The sequence below is a fragment of the Flavobacterium sp. genome, from assembly GCF_043756175.1.
Taxonomy (GTDB): Bacteria; Bacteroidota; Bacteroidia; order Flavobacteriales; family Flavobacteriaceae; genus Flavobacterium.
In genome coordinates, this window is record NZ_JAYURN010000137.1 from 22,382 (window position 1) to 29,422 (window position 7,041).

Annotated in this window: 6 protein-coding genes; all 6 read left to right on the forward strand. The window is 32.6% G+C overall.

Features of this window, described 5'->3' with window-relative positions:
• Positions 1-9 precede the first annotated feature (9 nt).
• Positions 10-1,191 carry a tryptophan synthase subunit beta gene (gene trpB, locus ACH2BP_RS10850; RefSeq protein ID WP_394758787.1) on the forward strand — a complete coding sequence of 394 codons (1,182 nt, stop codon included), beginning with the start codon at positions 10-12 and terminating at the stop codon, positions 1,189-1,191.
• 76 nt (positions 1,192-1,267) lie between these two features.
• Positions 1,268-2,029: a tryptophan synthase subunit alpha gene (gene trpA, locus ACH2BP_RS10855; protein WP_395059782.1), complete on the forward strand. Its 762-nt coding sequence runs from the start codon at positions 1,268-1,270 to the stop codon at positions 2,027-2,029.
• Positions 2,030-2,168: 139 nt separating this feature from the next.
• Entirely contained in the window at positions 2,169-2,792 is a 624-nt protein-coding gene (locus tag ACH2BP_RS10860; protein ID WP_395059784.1) for a TetR/AcrR family transcriptional regulator, read from the forward strand.
• Entirely contained in the window at positions 2,782-4,095 is a 1,314-nt protein-coding gene (locus ACH2BP_RS10865; RefSeq protein WP_395059786.1) for a TolC family protein, read from the forward strand. Before ACH2BP_RS10860 ends, ACH2BP_RS10865 begins: the two co-directional genes overlap by 11 nt.
• A 13-nt stretch (positions 4,096-4,108) precedes the next feature.
• Entirely contained in the window at positions 4,109-5,188 is a 1,080-nt protein-coding gene (locus tag ACH2BP_RS10870) for an HlyD family secretion protein (protein WP_395059788.1), read from the forward strand.
• Between the two features lie 167 nt (positions 5,189-5,355).
• Positions 5,356-6,942, forward strand: coding sequence for an MDR family MFS transporter (locus ACH2BP_RS10875; RefSeq protein WP_395059790.1), 1,587 nt, complete (start codon positions 5,356-5,358; stop codon positions 6,940-6,942).
• Positions 6,943-7,041: the final 99 nt, after the last annotated feature.

Here is a 7,041-nt window from a genome sequence, read left to right on the forward strand (position 1 = left end):
TTAAACACAATGAGTTTTCACGTTAACGAAAAAGGATTTTACGGTAATTTTGGAGGGGCATATATTCCCGAAATGCTCTATCCAAATGTAGAAGAATTAAGACAAAATTATCTGAAGATAACAGCTGAACCTGAATTTCAAAAAGAATTTCACGAGCTGTTAAAAGATTATGTAGGTCGACCTACTCCACTCTATTTTGCTGAAAGATTATCAGCAGAATACAACACAAAAATTTACCTAAAAAGAGAAGATTTGTGTCATACAGGCGCACACAAAGTCAACAATACGATTGGGCAAATTCTATTAGCAAAACGATTGGGTAAAACCCGTATTATTGCCGAAACAGGTGCAGGACAACACGGAGTTGCAACTGCTACGGTTTGTGCACTCATGGGTTTGCAATGTATTGTTTATATGGGCGAAATCGACATCAAAAGACAAGCACCAAACGTAGCGAGAATGAAAATGTTAGGTGCCGAAGTACGTCCCGCAACATCAGGTTCAAAAACCCTAAAAGACGCCACAAACGAAGCCATTCGAGATTGGATAAATAACCCAATAGATACTTATTACATTATTGGATCCGTAGTTGGTCCGCATCCTTATCCAGATATGGTGGCGCGTTTTCAAAGTGTCATTTCAGAAGAAATAAAGACGCAATTATTAGAAAAAGAAGATCAAGAAAACCCTGATTATGTTATTGCTTGCGTAGGTGGCGGAAGCAATGCAGCAGGTACTTTCTATCATTTTCTTGACGAAAAAGAAGTAAACATAATTGCTGTCGAAGCTGCTGGAAAAGGTATCGATTCTGGTGAAAGTGCTGCCACTTCCGCATTAGGCAAAATTGGAATTATTCACGGAAGTAAAACGCTGTTAATGCAAAGTCCTGACGGACAAATTACCGAACCCTATTCTATTTCCGCAGGATTAGATTATCCAGGAGTTGGTCCTATGCATGCTCATTTATTCGAAACAAAAAGAGCTGAATTTATCTCAATTACAGATGAAGAAGCTATGGATTGGGGTATAAAAATGTCTCAAACCGAAGGTATTATCCCAGCTATAGAAACTGCACATGCTTTTGCAGTTTTAGACAAGAAAAAATTCAAACCGACCGATATTGTTGTCATCAATCTTTCTGGTCGTGGTGACAAGGATTTAAATACCTATATCGATTATTTTAAATTATAGTTGGGGCATATCACAAAAAAACTAAAAGACCTGACAGGTTTTAAAAACCTGTCAGGTCTTAATAAATGATAAAAAAATGAACAGAATAAATCAAAAATTACAAGAAGACAAAAAGATACTTTCCATTTATTTTTCGGCGGGATATCCTAACTTAAATGATACCGTTCAAATTATTCAAGATTTAGAAAAATCTGGAGTTGATATGATAGAAATTGGTTTGCCATTTAGTGATCCTTTAGCCGATGGTCCAACTATTCAAGAAAGTTCGACTAAAGCTTTAGAAAATGGAATGACTACAAAATTACTTTTCGAACAATTAGAAAATATTCGTCAAACCGTAAAAATTCCGTTAGTAATTATGGGATATTTCAACCCGATTTTACAATATGGAATAGAAGCTTTTTGCAAAGAATGTCAAAAAACAGGAATTGATGGACTTATAATTCCAGATTTACCAGTCGATATTTATGCCGAAAACTACAAAGAAACTTTCGAGAAATACGGCTTAATAAATGTGTTTTTAATAACGCCACAAACTTCCGAAGAACGAATTAGATATATCGATTCTGTATCAAACGGTTTTATATATATGGTTTCTTCGGCTTCGGTAACAGGAAATTCCGATGGATTTGGAACAATTCAAACCAACTATTTCAAAAGAATTTCAGAAATGAATCTTAAAAATCCACAAATTGTAGGTTTTGGTATTAATAATAAAGAAACATTCAATCAGGCTACAAAATTTGGCAAAGGCGCCATTATTGGAAGTGCTTTTATCAAAAAATTGACAGAAAACGGAGTTTCTAGCATTCCTAAATTCATTTCAGAAATTAATTAAATAAAAACCCTTTTTCAAAGTTTAAAACTTTGAAAAAGGGTAAAAACAAATTTGTTAAAAAAAAGTTAATTAAAAATTAAACAAACGTTTAATTTAAACGAATGTTTAAATTTGTATCGATTTATAAAAAATCATACTCATGACCGATTTTAATGACAAACAAATTGAAATTCTTTTAGTAGCAGAAAAGCTATTTTCCGAACATGGTTTTGATGGAACATCTATAAGGGATATAGCTAAAGAAGCTAATATTAATATTGCTATGATTTCGTATTACTTTGGATCGAAAGAAAAATTACTAGAAGCATTAATCATCAACCGAATTTCCGGATTACAGTTACAAATAGAAAATCTTCACAAAGAAAATCTATCTCCTTTTGAAAAAATTGACAAATTAATCGAATTATACATTACCCAAATTAACAAAAATTGTGGTATGTATCAGATTATACATTTTGAAATAACTTCTAAAAAAAGAGATATTAATTATGAAGCTTTTAATGAAGTTAAAAAATACAATTTACAGATTTTAAAAAATATTATTGAAGAAGGGCAAACTAAAGGTTTATTTAGCAAAAATGTCAACATTGCCTTAATTCCACCAACTATTATGGGAACTTATTTTCATTTTCAGATGACAAAGCCTTTTTATGTTGATTTATTTAACTTGAAAACTTCCGAAGATTTTGATAATTACATTCATAACGATTTAACAAAACACATACAACAAACCATAAAAGCACTTTTAGTTTATGAAAATTAAAGCAAAATTATTAATTGTCATTTCTTTTTTAGGAGTAACAATTGGACATGCGCAAGAAAGAAAAATTCTCTCTCTAAAAGAAGCCATTTCTCTAGTAACAACTAAAAGTAATGAGGCTGTTTTAGCCAATATGAAGGTTAACACTTCTAAATTAGAAATGGAAACCATGAAAAATAATCAATATCCGAGTTTTAAAGTTTCTGGACAATATTTGCATTTAACCAATGCAAATGTTGAATCTAATCTGAGCACTGGAGGTTCTCCATCTAAAATTGATGTGAGTTCATTACTTTTTGGACAAGCCAATGTTTCGATGCCAATTTTTAATGGATTTAAGTTAAAAAACAGCATTTCTGCTTCAGAAAATTTATACAAAGCCGAAACTACAAATGCTACAAATACTAAAGAGCAATTGAGTATTTATGTGGTCGAATTGTTTGCAAAATTGTTTCAATCACAACAAACAGCTACGCTTATTGAAGATAATTTAAAAAGTGCACAACAACGTACAAAAGATTTTTCTGCGATGGTCGATAATGGATTGATGGCTCGAAATGATTTATTGAAAGCACAATTACAAGAATCAAATATTCAACTTTCGTTAGATACAGCAAGAAAAAATGCAAATGTAATTAACTATCAATTGGTTACAGTCTTACAATTGCCAGAAAATACTCAAATCGATATTGATATTGAAACCATCAAAAGCGATATGACAAAAAATCAAAGCATAAAAACAAGTGGTCAACGAAATGATTTGGAAGCCTTAAGTTACCAACAAAAAGCTTCAGAAGCTGGTATAAAAATAGCAAAAAGTGGTTATTATCCGTCATTAGCATTAGTAGGTGGTTATATAGCTTTCGATTTGAAAGATGTCATAAAAGTTAGTAATGCGATGAATGTTGGTGTAGGATTAAGTTATGATTTAGCTTCTATTTTCAAAAATGGCAAAGAAGTTAAATTGGCTAAAAGTAAATCAGAACAAACCAAAACAATGGTTACCATTTTAACTGATAAAATAAAAGAAGAAACGCACGAAGCTCAAGAAAACTATAATCTTTCTTTAAAACAAAATTTGGTTTACAAACAAGCAACTGAACAGGCAGCTGAAAACTATCGAATTGTAAAAGACAAATACGACAACAGTTTATCTACTACCAATGATTTGTTGGAAGCTGATGTACAACAACTACAAACCAAAATAAATCTGGCATTATCTCAAGCGGATATTGCTTTAAAATATTACCAATTGCAATTTGCAGAAGGAAAACTAATAAATTCATTCAACTCATCTAAAAACTAAATATTTCATCATCATGGGAAAGAAACAAACAAATAAAAAATTCATACTTATTTTCTCAGTTCTAATACTTTTAGGAGGAACTTACGGAGTTTACAAATACATGCATTCCTTAGCTCACGAAACTACTGATGATGCCCAAATAGAAAAAAACATGAACCCTATAATTCCAAGGGTTTCAGGTTATATAACTAAATTATTTGTAAAAGACAATCAATATGTAAAAAAAGGAGATACCCTTTTTACTATAGATAACAGAGATTATATCATAAAAATAGAAGAAGCAAAAGCAGCTTTAGTTGGTGCCGAACAAGGTTATGCAGTTTCAAAAGCAGATATTGGAACAGCACAAGCAAACGTATCCGTATCTGACGCCAATGTGCAATCTGCAAGCGGAAATATCGAAACGGCAAAAATCAGATTAAACAGAGCTGTTAATGATTACGAGCGATACAATAATTTGTACAAAAATCATTCCATTACAAAACAACAATTTGAGCAAGCAGAGGCAACAAAATTAGAAGCAGAAAGCCAATTGAGAATTTTGCAAGAGCAACAAAAAGCCTCTAATTATCAAAAAACTGTCGCTTCATCAAGATCTAATGTATCATCAAAACAAGCGGAAGTATCTGCTGCAAATATAAAACGTGCGCAAGCAGTTTTAGATGCCGCAAAACTAAACTTAAATTATACTATTGTCACCGCTTCAATCGACGGACAAGTATCTAAAATAGCCATTCAATCTGGACAATTTATTCAACCAGGACAATCATTATTTTATATCATTAATAATCAGGAAGTTTGGGTAATTGCGAATTTTAAAGAAACACAACTAAGTAAAATGGTTGAAGGTCAAAAAGTAACTGTAAAAGCAGATGCTTTTCCTGATACAGATTTTAGTGGAACAATAACTTCTTTTTCACCAGCAACTGGTGCTCGTTTTTCTATTTTGCCTCCAGATAATGCTACGGGAAATTTCGTTAAAACAATACAACGTTTGCCTGTAAAAATTAGCCTCGATGCAACTAATGAAGCGGCAAAAATAAAATTATTACGTCCGGGAATGAATGTTGATGTAGATGTTCACATAAAATAAAATTATTAGGAGCTATTCCTGCTATCCGTTGCAATCTTTTAAAATAATTTTGTCATACTGAGCTTGTCGAAGTACAAAATTATTTTAAAAGGATTTCCACTACTATCAGGGCAAGGACATTCCGTTTATAAATTATCAATTGTTAATTATCCATTATCAATTAAAATATGACAACAACTATAGCAGAAGACGATTTAGTAGAATACGGCTTTCGAAGAATTATAATTACCATAACAGCAGTACTTTGTGCTTTGCTGGAAATAGTAGACACCACAATCGTAAACGTAGCACTAACCAACATGCGTGGAAGTTTAGGCGCAACTCTTACTGATGTCGCTTGGGTAATTACAGCATACGCCATTGCAAATGTTATTGTAATCCCAATGACAAGTTGGTTATCGCAACAATTTGGAAGACGAAATTATTTTGCAGTATCCATCATTATTTTTACGGTAGCCTCTTTTCTTTGCGGAAATGCTTCCAATATATGGGAATTGGTCGCCTTTAGATTTATTCAAGGACTTGGTGGTGGTGCTTTATTAGTAACCGCACAAACGATTATTACCGAAAGTTATCCTATGGCCAAACGTGGAATGGCACAAGCAATTTACGGAATGGGAGTTATTGTAGGTCCTACTTTAGGTCCGCCATTGGGTGGTTATTTAGTCGATCATTTTTCTTGGCCTTATATATTTTATATCAATATTCCATTGGGGATTATTGCTACATTCTTGACCTTAACTTTCGTGAGAAGTCCAAAATATGGTGAAAAACTGAAAGCAAATCAAGTAGATTGGTGGGGAATTCTATTCTTAGCAGCATTTATTGGTTCCTTACAATTTGTTTTAGAACACGGTCAACAAGATGATTGGTTCAGTAATAATACAATTATCATTTTAAGTGTTGTTTCAATCACGGGTTTACTCCTATTTATTTGGAGAGAACTAAACTACAAACATCCAATTGTAAACCTAAGTGTTTTAAAAGATGGAAATTTGCGAATTGGAATTCTAATGGGATTTATCCTTGGGTTCGGATTATACGGATCTACATTAATTATTCCAATTTATACACAATCAATATTAGGTTGGACAGCTACTGATGCGGGATTATTACTAATTCCTGGTTCTATTACAACGGCGATTTTAATGCCTTTCGTAGGAAGAATGATTCAAAAAGGCGTTCCGCAAGGTTATATGATTGCTGTTGGATTTTTAGTATTCTTTTTCTTTACTTTTTGGATGCGTAACGTCATGACAACAGATACAGGAGTAGAACATTTCTATTGGCCATTAATTTTGAGAGGAATTGGTTTGGGATTATTATTCGTTCCAATTACGACTTTATCTTTATCAACATTAAAAGGGAAACATATTGGCGAAGGAGCAGCATTTACTGGAATGATGAGACAATTTGGAGGTTCATTTGGTATTGCGATTATTACCACTTTTATTACACGATTTAGTCAGAAGCACAGAGTAGATTTGCTTCCTCATCTTGACGGAAGTAGATTAGAAGTACAACAACGTATTCAACTTTTACAAAAAGGATTCATGTCTAAAGGATTTAGCGCAAACGAAGCTTTAAACAAAGCTTACCAAGTCATCGATTATACTGTTATGAAACAAAGCACCGTAATGTCTTACATGGACATTTTCTTATACCTCGGGATTATGTTTTTATGCTGTATTCCTATTATTTTTCTAATAAAAAAAGGAAAAAATAAAATTAATCCAGCAGATGCAATGCATTAGTAAAATTAATGTTTATGATATAATTTTGGATTCCCGCCTACGCGGGAAAGACAAAAAATAGCTTCCTTATTATGCCGGAATATTGATATCAAAGGTTGC